The 14,561-nt window shown below is 60.1% G+C and carries 14 protein-coding genes and 1 pseudogene; 11 read left to right on the top strand and 4 right to left on the bottom strand.

Annotated features, from left to right (window positions below; genetic code table 11):
- Positions 1-83: 83 nt before the first annotated feature.
- Genes BLT77_RS17495 through plsB form a run of 3 tightly spaced genes read right to left on the bottom strand, consistent with a single transcriptional unit; the run spans position 84 to position 4,472 of the window.
- On the bottom strand, positions 84-803 hold the full coding sequence (locus BLT77_RS17495) for a tRNA-uridine aminocarboxypropyltransferase (RefSeq protein WP_090367812.1): 720 nt from the start codon (positions 801-803) through the stop codon (positions 84-86).
- Entirely contained in the window at positions 800-2,035 is a 1,236-nt protein-coding gene (locus tag BLT77_RS17490; RefSeq protein ID WP_090367810.1) for an aromatic amino acid transport family protein, read from the bottom strand. The genes BLT77_RS17495 and BLT77_RS17490 overlap by 4 nt, the downstream gene beginning before the upstream one ends.
- Before the next feature lie 55 nt (positions 2,036-2,090).
- Positions 2,091-4,472, bottom strand: a complete 2,382-nt coding sequence (gene plsB / locus BLT77_RS17485; RefSeq protein WP_090367809.1) for a glycerol-3-phosphate 1-O-acyltransferase PlsB — start codon at positions 4,470-4,472, stop codon at positions 2,091-2,093.
- 227 nt (positions 4,473-4,699) lie between these two features.
- On the opposite strand from plsB, the gene lexA reads away from it, so the two are divergent.
- The 6 genes and pseudogenes from lexA to BLT77_RS17455 all read left to right on the top strand — a co-directional run bounded on the left by lexA (position 4,700) and on the right by BLT77_RS17455 (position 10,327).
- The gene (gene lexA / locus BLT77_RS17480; protein ID WP_028112645.1) at positions 4,700-5,320 is read left to right on the top strand and encodes a transcriptional repressor LexA; all 621 of its coding nucleotides are present in this window, start codon (positions 4,700-4,702) and stop codon (positions 5,318-5,320) included.
- Positions 5,320-5,769, top strand: coding sequence for a SulA-like leucine-rich domain-containing protein (locus tag BLT77_RS17475; RefSeq protein WP_090367807.1), 450 nt, complete (start codon positions 5,320-5,322; stop codon positions 5,767-5,769). Before lexA ends, BLT77_RS17475 begins: the two co-directional genes overlap by 1 nt.
- Positions 5,770-6,190: 421 nt before the next feature.
- Positions 6,191-7,255: pseudogene (coxB, locus tag BLT77_RS17470) on the top strand (cytochrome c oxidase subunit II); the annotation flags it as partial.
- A gap of 31 nt (positions 7,256-7,286) precedes the next feature.
- Complete coding sequence (gene ctaD, locus BLT77_RS17465; protein WP_090367803.1) at positions 7,287-8,900, top strand: cytochrome c oxidase subunit I; 1,614 nt, start codon at positions 7,287-7,289, stop codon at positions 8,898-8,900.
- Position 8,901: 1 nt separating this feature from the next.
- Entirely contained in the window at positions 8,902-9,441 is a 540-nt protein-coding gene (locus tag BLT77_RS17460) for a cytochrome c oxidase assembly protein (RefSeq protein WP_090367801.1), read from the top strand.
- Between the two features lie 13 nt (positions 9,442-9,454).
- Complete coding sequence (locus tag BLT77_RS17455; protein WP_090367799.1) at positions 9,455-10,327, top strand: cytochrome c oxidase subunit 3; 873 nt, start codon at positions 9,455-9,457, stop codon at positions 10,325-10,327.
- On the opposite strand, the gene BLT77_RS17450 is transcribed toward BLT77_RS17455, so the two are convergent.
- The gene (locus BLT77_RS17450; protein WP_090367797.1) at positions 10,324-10,539 is read right to left on the bottom strand and encodes a DUF2909 domain-containing protein; all 216 of its coding nucleotides are present in this window, start codon (positions 10,537-10,539) and stop codon (positions 10,324-10,326) included. The two genes, BLT77_RS17455 and BLT77_RS17450, sit on opposite strands and share 4 nt — an antisense overlap.
- Before the next feature lie 24 nt (positions 10,540-10,563).
- Here BLT77_RS17450 and BLT77_RS17445 point away from each other — a divergent pair, with 24 nt between their 5' ends.
- From BLT77_RS17445 to BLT77_RS17425, 5 genes are all read left to right on the top strand, one after another.
- Complete coding sequence (locus BLT77_RS17445) at positions 10,564-11,274, top strand: SURF1 family protein (RefSeq protein WP_090367795.1); 711 nt, start codon at positions 10,564-10,566, stop codon at positions 11,272-11,274.
- A 109-nt stretch (positions 11,275-11,383) separates the two neighbouring features.
- Entirely contained in the window at positions 11,384-11,923 is a 540-nt protein-coding gene (locus BLT77_RS17440) for a hypothetical protein (protein WP_090367793.1), read from the top strand.
- A gap of 9 nt (positions 11,924-11,932) precedes the next feature.
- Positions 11,933-12,916, top strand: coding sequence for a COX15/CtaA family protein (locus BLT77_RS17435; protein WP_090367791.1), 984 nt, complete (start codon positions 11,933-11,935; stop codon positions 12,914-12,916).
- Positions 12,910-13,815: a heme o synthase gene (cyoE, locus tag BLT77_RS17430; RefSeq protein WP_090367790.1), complete on the top strand. Its 906-nt coding sequence runs from the start codon at positions 12,910-12,912 to the stop codon at positions 13,813-13,815. The genes BLT77_RS17435 and cyoE overlap by 7 nt, the downstream gene beginning before the upstream one ends.
- Entirely contained in the window at positions 13,815-14,435 is a 621-nt protein-coding gene (locus tag BLT77_RS17425) for an SCO family protein (RefSeq protein ID WP_090367788.1), read from the top strand. Before cyoE ends, BLT77_RS17425 begins: the two co-directional genes overlap by 1 nt.
- Positions 14,436-14,561 lie beyond the last annotated feature (126 nt).

The following is a 14,561-nucleotide window of genomic DNA, read 5'->3' as shown; positions in this document are numbered from 1 at the left end:
GGCCGCCGAGAAGCGGCCGTGGCTGACGGCAGCGTTGAAGGTATGCCACTGAACATAAGGGTTGCGTATGGAGGCCCCTTTTCTTAAGGCTGACGGCGACTCAGTCGCTGGAACGCGTCGCCGTCCACCGGGGCGTCGAGTTGGTGTTTGCCGGCGTAGTAGCGTTGTGAGAACACCTGAAAGTAGGCATCCAGCACATCGGCAGCGTCGGGCTCCCCGGCCAGCTCCAGCACCATGGCGGCTACCTCGGCAGTCGCCAGTTGGTGCTGATGGGCCGCTTCCCGCAGGCGATAGTTGCTGAGCCGATCCGGATCGATGCTCAGTACCGGCAGGGTTTGCAGGTAGGGGCTCTTGAAGTAGATTTTCCTGGCCTGGGCCCAGGTGGCGTCCAGTAACACAAACAGGGGCCGCTTTCCCTTGGGACAGGGGCGCGGGGCGCTGAGTACCTCGCCTCGCTCGACGTACTCGCCGGGAAACACCAGGTAGGGTTGCCGGCGTGGATCTTGAAGGAGTGCCAGCATGGCCTCATCCGGTTCGGTGCGATCCCAGACAAAGGCGCTGGTGTCCGGCAGGATGTCGGCGATTAACCGACCGGTATTGGTGGGTTTGAGCGGCTCCTTGCGGTGCATGATCAGGCAAAAATCTACCTGGGTCTGCTGCGGCTGCTGATAGCCGCAGGAGCAGTGGCTGACTACCGTCAGGCAGCCCTGGCAGCGCTTACAGGTCGCACCGCGGGCCCGGTAGGGGCGCTGCGACGCGGCCAGCAGCCGTTGTCGCAGTGCCAGTACTGCGTTGCCGCTCATTGGCCAAATACCGGCAGCAGTTGCAGTTTGCTGGCGATTTCGCACACTGCTACCAGCAGACCGAAGGCGATGACGATGGCAATGCCCGCCTGGCCGCCGGGTGCCCGATAGGCGGCGCTGGGGTGTCGGTGGCGAATGGTGCGGGCCATCAGCGCTGGTACGATGGCCGCCCACAAGGTGGCCGCCAGGCCGGCAAAACCGATGGCGTAGATAAAGCCATGGGGCCAGGCCAGCGCCAGCAGCAGCGGTGGCAGGAAGGTGATGGCGGCGGTTTTGCTGCGTCCGCTGAGGGAGTTATCAAAGCCGAACAGATCGGCGATGAAGTCGAACAGCCCCAGGGTGACCCCGAGGAAGGAGCTGGCAACCGCCAGATTGGCAAAGATCGACAGCACCGATCCGATGCTGCCCTGACTGTTGTGCTCGAGCGCCGCCACCAGATCCCCCATGTTGCCGCCAGCCTGAATTACCGGTAGCAGTTGCTGTTGGCTGAGGTTGCCAAAGGTCAGCGTCAGCCACAGTACGTAGATGACAAACGCCAGACCGGTGCCCAGCAGCAGTGCCTTGGCGATGGTGGCCGGCTGCTTGCCGTAGTACTTCACCAGGCTGGGGACGTTGCCGTGATAGCCGAATGAGGCCAGCATGAAGGGCAGGGCCGCCAGGCCGAAGATGGCGTAATCGGTATCGCCACTGTTGTCCGGCCACAGGTGGCTGGCGGACACTCCGCCTAGCAGGTCGCCGCCGGCGGCGGCAAAGGTGAGCACCATGGCGCCGATCATCAGGGTACTGATGCGATCCACGGCGCCGGCGCCAAGCCAGACGATTACTGCCAGGATGCCGGCAAAGCTCAGCGAGGCCAGCCTGCTGTCCACTTCGGCACCGGTGGTGGCTTCCATCAGGTGGCTGACGATGGAGCTGCCGCCGCTGATGTAGGCGTAGGTCAGAATGTAGAGTACGAAGGCGATGGAGATGCCGTTGGCGACTCGCCATGGGCGACCCAGGGTGTCACCGACCATGGAGTCAAAACTGGCGCCAACGGGGTAGTGCAGATTGGTTTCCAGTACAAACAGGCCGGACAGCAGCATGCACAGCCAGGCAATGGCCAGCACCAACAGGCTGTAGTTGAACCACATACCGGCGCTGGTGACTGGCAGGGAAAACATGCCGGCACCGACGGTAGTGGCAGCGATGATCATGGCCCCGCCGAGCAGGGAGGGAGAGCGATGTTTGTTCATTCAATGTCTCAAAAAAAGGGCCCCTAGGGGGCCCTGGTTGGCGGTGCGGGCGGTATCAGCTTACCTGGTTGATGGAGGCGCGCATGCTCACCGGCAGTTGTTTCAGTACCAGCTGCGCCAGTGCCTTGATCTTGTCGGTATCGGGTTTGTCGCCGATGCAGCCCATCTCCTTGAGCCTCAGGGTCAGGGTGTTGAACACCTTCTTGTCGAAAAACTCCGGAGCACTGGTGCCATGCAGCTTGCACAAACGCTCTGCCAGCTTGGTGCTTTCCTTCTCCAGCGCACCCCGTTCGATCTGGGGCTCAGCCTGCAGACGGGACAGCAAAATGGCGTAGCGTTGCAGGGTTTCCTGGCTGATGGCACCCAGTTGCATCAGGGCGTTGCGGTGGCTTTCGACCACCCGCAGCCGATCGTCGTACTCTTCCAGGTGACCGTTATTGATCAGCTCATTGATCACCGCGTGCAGGTACTCCTCCAGTTCGCCTTCCAGCCCCATAAACAGCTCGGCCTGCAGCAGAGGGTAGAGCTCGCTGGCTTGGTCAATCAACTGACTGCGGTTGAGATGATCGGATTTCAGTGCCAGCGAGGCGATCAGGCTGGGCAGGATCATCAGGTGCAGGATGTTGTTGCGGTAATAGGTCATGGTGATCGCCTGGTTGTCGGCGATGCTGACGATCTCACCCAGTCCATCCTGGCTGAGCTGGAACTTCTCCAGATCCAGCACGGTTTTCAGAATCGACTTGCCGTCCCCTTCGGTGAGGGTGGTGTAGGGGGTGTAGGGCACCGCCTGCAGCAGCTTGAGATAGAAGTCCAGCTGCTTCTCCAGGGTGGCGCGGGCCATGGCGTGCTGCGGCGTGGCCAACAGGGTGGTGGCGGTCAGGGTCACGGCGCTGACGGCGGCGGCATCATTGATGTTGCACATCAGCTGGCCGGCCAGTTCGTTGACCACCGGGGTCAGCCAGGGCTGGCGTTGATCCGGATCCGCCTGGGTGTCCTGGCGCCAGTTCGGTACTTTATCGTTGAGGAACTGGTGAACGGTGATCGGTTGGCCGAAGTTGACGTAACCTTCGCCGTAGTTGCGCAGCTTCTTGATGGCGGACAGGACCTGCAGCATGCCCTCTTTCTCTTTTTTCTTCCCTTTCAGCTCCTTGTGATAGGTAGACACCTCCATCACATGGTCGTAACCCAGATAGATGGGCACCAGGGTTACCGGACGCTCAATGCCGCGCAACACGGTTTGAATGGTCATGGCGATCATGCCGGTCTTGGGCGGCAGCAGCCGGCCGGTGCGGGAGCGGCCGCCTTCACAGAAGTACTCGATGGAGTAGCCGCGGGCAAACAGCTGGTGCAGGTATTCCCGGAACACCTCGGCGTACAGTTTGTTGCCTTTGAAGGAGCGACGGATGAAGAAGGCGCCGCCCTGGCGGAAAATCGGCCCGGCGGGCCAGAAGTTCAGGTTGACCCCGGCGGCGATGTGCGGCGGCACCATCCCCTGCTGATAGATGATGTAGGACAGCAACAGGTAGTCCATGTGGCTGCGGTGGCAGGGCACAAACACAATCTCATGGCCATCCTGGGACAGCTGGCGCACCTGTTCGGCGCCGCGGACATTGATGCCTTTGTAGATCTTGTTCCAGATCCAGGACAGCAGTCGCTCGCCGATACGAATCAGGTTGCTGGAGTAATCGGCGGCGATCTCCTCCAGGTATTCCAGCGCGCGCTCGCGGGCTTTCTCTTCGCTGATGTTCTTGCTTTTGGCCTCATCCCGAATTGCTTCATCCAGCCCTTTGGAGGCCAGCAGGCTGCGGAACAGCGCGTCGCGATCCGGCAGTCGTGGTCCGGTGGCCACGGTGCGCTGACGACCGAAATGGACTCGGGCGACCCGAGCCAATTTCTGGGCAATGCTGTCGTCGGTGCCGTGCTTGTCAGCCATGTAACGCAGAGACACCGGGCGGGAGAAGCGAATAAAGGTATCCCGCCCCAGCATCATCAGGATAAAGAACTTGCGCAGCCAGGTGGGTTGCTCCTTATTGAGCAAGGTGGCGCTGACGCTCTCCTCTTTACCGGGGTCGCGGCCCCACATCAGGGACACCGGCACCACCTGAACGTCCAGGTCGTCGTGTTGCTGATGCAGCGACAACAGTTTCTCGAACCGGGCCAGGAAATCGGCCTTCTTGGCCTTACCAAACAACGGGGTGGCGCCATTTAGCCACACTACCCGGCTGACGGGCTGGCCTTTGATCTCCAGGGGCTGCAGCGGGCTCGGCAGGTTGGCGTTGAGGCAGGCCTCATGCAGGGCCAGCAGATCCGAATGCGACTCGTGGCTCATGACGTACACCAGGGGCCGGTCGGTATCGATGTCCAGCTCGGCAATGGGATCTTCAGGCACCAACCGGCTGTTCACCACCGGCTTTTGCAGCCAGCGTGCGCCCTTCATCCAGGGCGATAAGAATTCTTGGGTCACCGTTCTATTCGCTTTTTGTTCGTTAACTGGTTGTGATTCTACACCGAAAGCGACCCAGGCGGCAGTCTGCTGTACCGGCCAATTGTCAGTGGGTGTTGTCCCAGGGGGATTTGGGCAGGCAAATTCAACAAATTACTGTTGAATTTATCGCCTACCTGTATATACTCACAGTGGTACTGTATAGATAAACAGGTAGAGATATGAAGCCGTTGACCCCGAGACAGACCCAGGTGCTGGAACTGATTCGCAACCATATGCAGGAGACCGGCATGCCGCCGACTCGTGCAGAGATCGCCAAACGTCTGGGGTTTCGCAGTGCTAATGCCGCCGAAGAGCACCTGAAGGCGCTGGCGCGCAAGCAGGTGATCGAAATTGTCCCTGGTACGTCGCGCGGCATCCGCCTGTTGGACACCGGGCCGGAGCCCGAGCAGCTGGGATTGCCGCTGATTGGTCAGGTGGCGGCGGGGGAGCCGATTCTGGCTCAGCAACATATTGAACAGCATTGTCAGTTGGATCCCAGTATGTTCCGCCCCAACGCCGACTACCTGCTGCGGGTGCGTGGCGACTCCATGGTCGATATCGGCATCATGGACGGGGATCTGCTGGCGGTTCACAGCCAGCAGGAAGCCCACAATGGCCAGATCGTGGTGGCCCGGGTGGGCGAAGACGTCACCGTGAAACGGTTTCAGCGCAAGGACAACCTTGTGTACCTGCACGCCGAAAACAGTGAATACCAGCCCATCGTGGTGGATCTGGAGCATGAGCCCCTGAGTATTGAGGGTCTGGCTGTGGGTGTGATTCGAAACGGAGGATTGCAATAATGAAGACTCGGCAAGGAACGCAGTTTCGTCATCCCGGCCTGTGGCAGGGCAACTGGTCTACCCACCCCAAGCTGACCCGTCTGGACAGTGGCGCGGCGGCGCTGACCGAATTGGCGCCGAAACTGGCCGAGTTGAGTCAGAAACAGCGCTGGCTGGTGCTGGTGAATCCACCAGCGTTCGGCTGGAAGCAGATTCTGCAAAACGCCGGGGTTGCCATGGATCGCATTCTGATCGTTCGTTGTCAGGACGACGTTGAAGGCCAGTGGGCGGTGGAGCAGGCGCTGTCTGGCCGCACCTGCAGTGCGGTCGTCGCCTGGCTGCCTACCATTGCTGCCCGTGACTGGCGCCGGTTGGAGCTGGCCAGTCGGCGTGCCGAGTGTTCCGGCTACCTGTTCCAGTCTCAATCCAGCCGCATGACCACTCAACTGGTGTCGAACTGGATTCATTAAAGACGAGGGAATGCTGGTTTGAACAACCCGTTCAAGCCTGTCTTCGATAATGAACGCTATTCGGCAGTGGTTGCTGTTATTTGATTCGCCTTTTCATACCCTTAGTCTTTTCTCTCGCCAATTAACAAAATAAAGACATTTCCTCTTTTTAGCCCTTGCATACGTGGATTGAGTGCTATTCTTGATCTTGATCAAATCGGGATATGTCATTAGGTTAGAAAAGACACAGTCGAAGAACTGTGTGAGGCAGGAGTAACGGCCGCGCGGATAAGCGTCGGCGGTGTGCCCAAACCGATTGAGGGGAGGGGAGCTTCATAGGGCTGAGCTTTACTGTGCTGCTCTTCTCTGGATATTGCGATATGCAATACACAGAGGAGTAGTTGATGTGAGAAGGATTGCTTTACTGGCCATCATCGCCTTGATGCCAGTGTGGGCGGTCGCCGAGTCAGATTACAATCTGACCCCGGGCGTGACCGCCATCAGTGAGCGGGTATATGGCCTGCACATGACCATTTTCTATATCTGCTGTGCCATTGCGGCTGTGGTGTTCGGGGTGATGTTGTACTCCCTGATTGCCCATCGCAAATCCAAAGGCGCGGTGCCCGCCAATTTCCATGAAAGCACCAAGATTGAGATTTTGTGGACGGTGATTCCGTTCATTATTTTGATCGTCATGGCGGTGCCCGCCACCAAAACCCTGGTGGCGATGGAAGATCCCAGTCAGTCCGATCTCACCATTCAGATCACCGGCTCCCAATGGAAGTGGCATTACAAGTATTTCGACCAGGGGGTGGAGTTTTTCAGCCTGTTGTCCACGCCTCAGAGCCAAATCAGCGATGCCGAAGCCAAAGGTGAAAACTACCTGTTGGAAGTGGACAAGCCGCTGGTGATTCCCGCCAACCGCAAAGTGCGATTCCTGATGACCTCCGACGACGTCATCCACTCGTGGTGGGTGCCGGCCTTCGCGGTGAAAAAAGACGCCAACCCGGGGTTCATCAACGAAGCCTGGACCCGGGTGGACAAGCCTGGCACCTACCGGGGCCAGTGTGCCGAACTGTGCGGTAAGGATCACGGCTTTATGCCGGTGGTGGTGGAGGTGCTGCCGGAAGCGGAGTTTGATCTGTGGCTGGCAGAGCAGCAGGGGGCGGCAGCGGCAGCGGCAAAGGCGGAGACCGAAGCCCTGTCTCAGACGCTGACCCTGGAGGAGAGCATGACCCTGGGAGAGCAGGTGTACCTGTCTCGGTGCGCGGCCTGCCATATGCCTAACGGCGCTGGCCTGCAGGGGGTGTTCCCGGCATTGAAAGACAGCCCCATCGCCCTTGGCGAGGTGGCGGCGCACATCGACATTGTGGTTCACGGCAAGGCCGGTACCGCCATGCAGGCATTTGCGGCCCAGTTGACTAATAAGGAGCTGGCGGCGGTGGTCACCTACGAACGAAACGCCTGGGGTAATGACACCGGCGATGTGGTACAGACGGCGGATGTAGCCGCCTCCAAGGGACAGTGAGGGCAGGCCAATGACTTTAGCAACGAGAGAGAATCAGGCCGATGTCGGCCACATCGATACCCATGACCAGGAGCACCATCATGCCCCCCGCCGGGGACTGAAGCGCTGGTTGCTGACCACCAACCATAAAGAGATCGGTACCCTGTATCTGTGGTTCAGCTTCACCATGTTTCTGGTGGGGGGGGCGATGGCGATGGTGATTCGGGCGGAGCTGTTTCAGCCTGGCCTGCAGCTGGTGGAACCCAACTTTTTTAATCAGATGACCACGGTCCATGGACTGGTGATGGTGTTCGGCGCGGTGATGCCGGCGTTTACCGGACTGGCCAACTGGATGATTCCGATGATGATCGGGGCCCCGGACATGGCGCTGCCACGGCTGAACAACTGGAGCTTCTGGATTCTGCCGTTTGCCTTTGCCCTGCTGATCGGCAGTCTGTTTATGGAGGGGGGCGGCCCGGCATTTGGCTGGACTTTCTACGCGCCGTTGTCGACCACTTTCAGCGGTGATTCCACCGCGCTGTTTGTATTCTCGGTGCACATCATGGGCATCAGCTCCATCATGGGGGCCATCAATGTCATTGTGACCATCGTCAATCTGCGGGCTCCGGGCATGACCTACATGAAGATGCCGCTGTTTGTCTGGACCTGGCTGATTACCGCTTTCCTGCTGATCGCGGTGATGCCGGTATTGGCGGGTGCGGTGACCATGGTGTTGACCGATAAGTACTTCGGCACCGCGTTCTTCGATGCCGCCGGCGGTGGTGACCCGGTGATGTTCCAGCACATCTTCTGGTTCTTTGGTCACCCTGAGGTGTACATCATGATTTTGCCGGCGTTCGGCATCATCTCCGCCATTGTGCCCGCATTTTCCCGTAAGAAGCTCTTCGGTTACGCCTCCATGGTGTACGCCACCGCCTCCATAGCCCTGTTGTCCTTCATTGTCTGGGCCCACCATATGTTCACCACCGGCATGCCGGTGGCGGCGGAGTTGTTCTTCATGTACTGCACCATGCTGATTTCCGTGCCGACCGGGGTCAAGGTGTTCAACTGGGTGGCAACCATGTGGCGGGGAGCCATCAGCTTTGAGGCGCCGATGATGTTTGCGCTGGCGTTCATTGTGCTGTTTACCATCGGTGGCCTGTCCGGCTTGATGCTGGCGATTACGCCGGTGGACTTCCAATACCACGACACCTACTTTGTGGTGGCCCATTTCCATTACGTACTGGTAACGGGGGCGGTGTTCTCCATCATGGCGGCGGCCTACTACTGGTTGCCGAAATGGACCGGCCACATGTACAGCGAGCGCCTGGCCAAGTGGCACTTCTGGTGCTCGGTGGTGTCGGTGAACGTGCTGTTCTTCCCCATGCACTTCCTGGGTTTGGCGGGCATGCCGAGACGGATTCCGGATTACGCCCTGCAGTTCGCCGACATCAACCAGATTGTGTCCATCGGCGGTTTTGCCTTTGGCTTGTCGCAGTTGATCTTCCTTGCCCTGGTGATCAAGTGCATTCGCGGCGGCCAGCAGGCGCCGGCCAAGCCCTGGGACGGCGCTGAGGGGCTGGAGTGGACGGTGGCGTCGCCGGCACCGCTGCATACCTTCGATACGCCCCCTAAGGTGGCGTGAGATGACGGTCCCTAATGCCAATCGACGGCTGGTGACCCGGTTGCTGCTGGTGACGGTGGCGATGTTTGGTTTCGGCTTTGCCCTAGTGCCGCTGTATGACGTCTTCTGCGACATCACCGGCATCAATGGCAAAACTCGCCAGACCGCCGCCGCCAGCAGTGATCAGGTGGACAGTCAGCGCCTGGTTACCGTGGAGTTCATCACTTCGGTGCACAGCGACATGCCCTGGCAGTTTGAGCCGGAGGTTAACCGCATCCAGGTACACCCCGGGGAGACCCGCCAGGTGGCCTTTCTGGCGCGCAATCTTTCCCAACGCGACATTATTGGTCAGGCGATACCGTCGGTCACGCCGGGGCAGGGGGCGCTCTATTTTTCCAAAATTGAGTGCTTCTGCTTTAACCACCAGCCCCTGGAGGCGGGGGCAGAAACCCAGATGCCGTTGCTGTTCTATCTGGATCCGGCCCTGCCGGAGGAGATTCAGACCCTGACCCTGTCATACACGCTCTACAACGTGACCGACCAGGCCAACGAGCGTGGCTAAGGAGAGCAATTCGATGAAACATGAAAAGTACTACGTCCCGGAACAGAGCTACTGGCCCATTGTCGGCGCCATCGGCCTGTTTCTTATTGCCCTGGGCGCCGGCAACTACGTGGGTGGCCTCAAGAGTGGCGATACCGGCATCTTTGGTTATGTCTTGCTGTCCGGCATTGCCGTGATTGTGGTGATGGTGATCGGCTGGTTTGGCACGGTGATCAATGAGTCCATGGCCGGCTTGTACTCCAGGCAGATGGATCGCTCGTTTCGCCAGGGGATGTCCTGGTTTATCTTCTCCGAGGTGATGTTTTTCGGCGCCTTCTTCGGCGCCCTGTTTTATGCCCGCATGGTGGCGGTGCCCTGGTTAGGGGGCGCCGGTAACAACGCCATGACCCACGAGGTGTTGTGGCCCGCCTTTGAAGCGATGTGGCCCCTGGTCACCACCCCGGGTGGCGACACCACCCAGGCCATGGGTTGGCAGGGGCTACCGCTGTACAACACCTTGATCTTGCTGACCTCGTCGGTGACCCTGCATTTCGCCCATGTGGCTCTGGAGCAGGATCGGCGTCGGCCGCTGATTGGGTGGCTGGGCGCCACGGTGTTGCTGGGCCTGGGCTTTTTGGTGCTGCAGGGCGAAGAGTACCTTCACGCCTATCAGGAGATGAATCTGACCCTGAGTTCCGGGGTGTATGGCAACACCTTCTTCCTGTTGACCGGGTTTCACGGCCTGCACGTGACCCTGGGAACCATCATGTTGATCACCATGTTTGTGCGGGTGGTGAAGGGACACTTCACGCCGCAGAAGCATTTCGCTTTCCAGGCCAGTTCCTGGTATTGGCATTTTGTCGACGTGGTGTGGCTGTTGCTGTTTGTGTTCGTCTACATCCTTTAATAGGGGCGGGGGTTTGGCTGCAGCCAGCCCCCCATCAACGCCAGTATCAGCAGCACCACCACAAAGGCGGACAGGGCCACGCGCCGGCCCAGATACTGACTCATGTTGTGGTTGCTGTTGTCGTCTTTGAGCATCAGCACCAGGGCCCGGCCCAGGTTAAATACAATGAACAGCAGCAACGCCACAAGCAGCAGTTTCAACACAATTTGCATGGACCTTCCTTAGTCGGGATTTGTATGAAGTATTGGTGGTTCCCTTTGATTACTCTGGCGGTATTTTGTGCACTGGTCAAGCTGGGCTGGTGGCAGCTGCAACGGGCCGACACCAAGCAGCAGCTGCAGCAACAACTGCAGCAACGGGCGCAGCGAACGTTGAGCTGGAGCCAGGTGCAGGCCACCGCCGATGTGGCGGGTTTTGGCCTGACAGTGTCCGTGCAGCCACAGGCGCTGCCGCCGCTGCTGCTGGATAACCGGACCCTCAATGGTCAGGTGGGCTACCAGTGGCTGCAGCCGGTGGTGGTTGGGGCGGAGGCGCCGCTGTTGTTGCTGGACTTGGGCTTTGTGGCCGCCGGTCTAAGCAGGAATCAACTGCCGGCCCTGCCAGAATTGCCGGCGACGTTGCCGGTGTCGGGGCGCTTGTACCGGCCGGGACACAATCCACTGTCCACTCAGGCTCACGGGGAACCTGGGGCTAAGATCCGCATTCAGGCGGTGAATTTCGAAGAAATTGAGCAGATGTTGCGGCAGCCGCTGCTTCCCTATCTGCTGTTTGTCGATCAGCCGGCCGAGATTGGGTTTATTCGCCACTGGCGGCCGATATCCATGAGCCCGGATAAGCACAAAGGCTACGCGGTGCAGTGGTTTGGTCTGGCAACGGCGTGGTTGGTAATCGTTTATCTGCTCTGGCGCCGGCAGCGGCCTCTTGCGTCGCTGCAACAAGCCAGATAGTGTGATCTGTATCACTGTTGTCTCCCCCTAGCGGTAATGGGAGGAGAGTCCTGAATTGTCTGTAACCGGTGGCCGGTGTCGCCGCGCCCCGATTATGAGAGGAGCAATCATGAACTCCCGTAACCGCAAACCGTTAATGCTGTTGCTGGTGGTGTTTCTGGCGCCGTTCTTAACCGCCCTGCTGGTGCTGCAGCTGGGCTGGTATCAAGGCGGTGCCACCAACAAAGGCCAACTGCTGTCGGGGCTGCACTACCGCTCGCTGGCCCAGCCGAACCCGGTCGAACAGCAATGGCAGATGCTGTATCTGCTGCCCTCCCAATGCGATGCTGGTTGCGAAGACCGCCTGACCGCGATGCAGAAAGTGCTGCAGGCCCTTGGCCGCGAACGGGATCGGGTCAATGCGGTGGTCTTTTATCATCAGCAGCGGCCGGAGCTGGCCCAGGTGCTGATGGAGAAAGGCTTCCTGCTGGCCCGGGCCAATGACGCGGTGAAGTCGGCGTTGACTGAGCAGACCCTGGTGATCGTCGACCCTCTGGGCCAGTGGGTGATGGGGTATGGCGCGGTGCAGGGTCAGGGTGCGCAGATCCTGCAGGGCAAACACCTGCTGGCAGACATGCGCAAGTTGCTGAAACTGTCCCGGGTGGGCTGAGGGGAGCCGATGAATCGATTGATCCTGGCCACCGCGGCGCTGGCCTTTGTGGTGATAGTGGTCGGTGCCTTTACCCGCCTGACCGACGCCGGCCTCGGTTGCCCCGACTGGCCAGGCTGCTATGGGTTTTTAACGCCGGTCGAGGCCAAGGCCAACGAAGCACTGGCCCTGAGCCGCTTCCCGGATCGGCCGCTGGAGATGGCTAAGGCCTGGGCCGAGATGGGCCATCGTTACATCGCCAGCTTACTGGGACTGATGATCGTGGCCATTGCCCTGCTGAGTTGGCGCACGCCCCAGCGTGGCCACGGAGTGATGCTGCTGGCGCTGGTGCTGTTCCAGGGGGCGTTGGGGATGTGGACCGTGACCCTGAATCTGATGCCGGTGGTGGTGATGGGTCACCTGCTGGGTGGGCTGACGCTGTTGTCATTGCTGGGGTTGTTGTGGATGCGACGCCAACCCGGGGAACCGGATTCCCAGGCCACCGGCCTGGCGCCGTTGGCGGCGGTGGCCCTATTGGCGCTGGTGCTGCAGGTTGCGCTGGGTGGCTGGACGTCGGCCAACTACGCGGCGGTTGTGTGTACCACCTTGCCGGTGTGCGAAGGCAACTGGTGGCAGCAGTGGGATCCGGTGAACGCGTTTCGCCTGATACAGCCTGCGGCCAGTAGCTATGAGTTCGGCACCCTGGATTACGGAGCCCGAATGACCATTCACGTCAGCCACCGCTTGTGGGCGTTGGTGACGGCGGCGTTGTTGCTGTGGCTGGCACTGCGACTGGTGCGCCGACCGGAGCTGAGCCGTTGGGGCACCGCAATAGCGGTGTTGACCCTGATCCAGGTCGGACTGGGCCTGGCCAACGTGGTGTGGCAGTTGCCACTGGCGGTGGCGGTGGCGCACAACGGCGGCGCCGCGTTGCTGGTGATGACCCTGGTGTGCACCAATTATCGAGTCCGAAGCCGGCTGTCGGCGACCCAGAGGGAGAGAGTGCCATGTTGAAAGCCATAGGATGGAGTAAGCGAAGCCCGGGACTGATCTGGCGAGACTACCTGGAGATGACCAAACCCAAGGTGGTGCTGCTGATGCTGGTGACTGCCCTGGTGGGGATGGCCCTGGCTTCCCCCGGTTGGGTAGCGCTGCCAACTCTGGTGCTGGGATTGACCGGGATCGGCCTGATGGCCGGGGCCGCGGCGGCGGTGAATCACCTGCTGGATCGGCGCATCGACACCATCATGGCCCGGACCCACAATCGACCGGTGGCCACCGGTCGGGTCTCCCCGCTTCAGGGTGGTGTGTTTGCCGCCGCTATCGGCAGCCTGGGGTTTGTCATTCTGTATGGGTTCGTGAATCCCCTCACCGCCTGGCTGACCCTGGCGAGTCTGGTGGGCTATGCCTTGGTTTACACCGGTTTTCTGAAGCGGGCGACGCCGCAGAATATCGTTATCGGCGGCCTGGCGGGGGCGATGCCGCCGCTGTTGGGCTGGACCAGTGTCACCGGTGATTTCCATGGCCACGGTTTGCTGCTGGTGATCATCATCTTTACCTGGACGCCACCCCATTTCTGGGCCCTGGCGGTGCACCGCCGGGATGAGTACGCCAAGGCCGACATTCCGATGTTGCCGGTAACCCATGGCATCGAATACACCAAAACCTCCATTTTGTTGTACAGCTTCTTGCTGGTGATCGCCTGCATGTTGCCGGTGTTGGTGGGGATGAGTGGGGGCATCTACCTGCTGGGTTCTACCGTACTGAGCCTGTGGTTCCTGGTGAAAGCCTGGCAACTGAAGTACAGCCCCAAGCCGGATTCGGCTATTAAGTTGTTCCTGTTTTCCATCTGGCAGTTGCTGGCCCTGTTTGTGCTACTGCTGGTGGATCACTACTTGCCGGTGGGGCTGTGATGCGCTGGCTGTATGGCGGCGTAGCCGCAGTGGCCTTGCTGGCCGGATTGTTTCTGGCCTGGAGCGGTCAGCAACCGCCCAGGGTGTCGGCCTTGTGGCTGCCAGAGCCGCGGGAACTGGTGGCCTTTGAACTGACCGATGATCTGGGCCAGCCCTATGGCAATGACAGCCTGCGTGGTCACTGGACCCTGTTGTTTATGGGGTTCACCTCCTGCCCGGACGTCTGCCCCAGCACCATGGCGCGGCTGGCGTCGGCCTATCCGCCACTGGCGCAGCAGCTGAACCTGCAGGTGGTGTTGATGTCGGTGGACCCGCAGCGGGACAGCAGTGACCGCCTGCATCAGTACGTGGGCTATTTCAACCCGGCTTTTCGGGCCGTGACCGGTGAGCACAGTCAGTTGTTTGCCCTAAGCCGCAGCCTGGGATTGATGTACGCCATGGTCGACAGTGACGGCGCCGATGGCTATTCGGTGGACCACAGTGCCGACATCGTATTGATCAATCCACAGGGGCAACTGGAGGCGATCTTCCGGCCACAGGGAGGCGTCGGGGCGTTGCGGTTGGTGTCGATGGCGCATCTAAAGGCGGACCTGCCGGCGATCGCCCGTTTTCGCAGTTAAAGCTTGTACTCGAGCATCGCTCTTGATGCAGTTTTGACTTTGACGATGGCAAGAAAAAAATCGACCCGTCGGTGGTGAAGGTGTTCAACCTGGCCCGGCCGCAGTTGGCGCTGGTCGAGGACGATG

This window comes from Ferrimonas sediminum (assembly GCF_900100175.1).
GTDB classification, from domain to species: domain Bacteria; phylum Pseudomonadota; class Gammaproteobacteria; order Enterobacterales; family Shewanellaceae; genus Ferrimonas; species Ferrimonas sediminum.
The sequence above is the reverse complement of the archived record's forward strand: the minus strand, read 5'-3'. Positions and strand labels throughout refer to the sequence as shown.

What these genes read in the sequence shown, in the direction of transcription:
- lexA (WP_028112645.1), top strand. Translation starts at nt 4,700, where the DNA reads ATGAAGCCGTTGACCCCGAGACAGACCCAGGTGCTGGAACTGATTCGC.
- BLT77_RS17440 (WP_090367793.1), top strand. Translation starts at nt 11,384, where the DNA reads ATGAACTCCCGTAACCGCAAACCGTTAATGCTGTTGCTGGTGGTGTTT.
- BLT77_RS17460 (WP_090367801.1), top strand. Translation starts at nt 8,902, where the DNA reads ATGACGGTCCCTAATGCCAATCGACGGCTGGTGACCCGGTTGCTGCTG.
- BLT77_RS17495 (WP_090367812.1), bottom strand. Translation starts at nt 803, where the DNA reads ATGAGCGGCAACGCAGTACTGGCACTGCGACAACGGCTGCTGGCCGCG.
- BLT77_RS17435 (WP_090367791.1), top strand. Translation starts at nt 11,933, where the DNA reads ATGAATCGATTGATCCTGGCCACCGCGGCGCTGGCCTTTGTGGTGATA.
- BLT77_RS17450 (WP_090367797.1), bottom strand. Translation starts at nt 10,539, where the DNA reads ATGCAAATTGTGTTGAAACTGCTGCTTGTGGCGTTGCTGCTGTTCATT.
- plsB (WP_090367809.1), bottom strand. Translation starts at nt 4,472, where the DNA reads ATGAAGGGCGCACGCTGGCTGCAAAAGCCGGTGGTGAACAGCCGGTTG.
- BLT77_RS17475 (WP_090367807.1), top strand. Translation starts at nt 5,320, where the DNA reads ATGAAGACTCGGCAAGGAACGCAGTTTCGTCATCCCGGCCTGTGGCAG.
- BLT77_RS17490 (WP_090367810.1), bottom strand. Translation starts at nt 2,035, where the DNA reads ATGAACAAACATCGCTCTCCCTCCCTGCTCGGCGGGGCCATGATCATC.
- BLT77_RS17425 (WP_090367788.1), top strand. Translation starts at nt 13,815, where the DNA reads ATGCGCTGGCTGTATGGCGGCGTAGCCGCAGTGGCCTTGCTGGCCGGA.
- BLT77_RS17445 (WP_090367795.1), top strand. Translation starts at nt 10,564, where the DNA reads ATGAAGTATTGGTGGTTCCCTTTGATTACTCTGGCGGTATTTTGTGCA.
- BLT77_RS17455 (WP_090367799.1), top strand. Translation starts at nt 9,455, where the DNA reads ATGAAACATGAAAAGTACTACGTCCCGGAACAGAGCTACTGGCCCATT.
- cyoE (WP_090367790.1), top strand. Translation starts at nt 12,910, where the DNA reads ATGTTGAAAGCCATAGGATGGAGTAAGCGAAGCCCGGGACTGATCTGG.
- ctaD (WP_090367803.1), top strand. Translation starts at nt 7,287, where the DNA reads ATGACTTTAGCAACGAGAGAGAATCAGGCCGATGTCGGCCACATCGAT.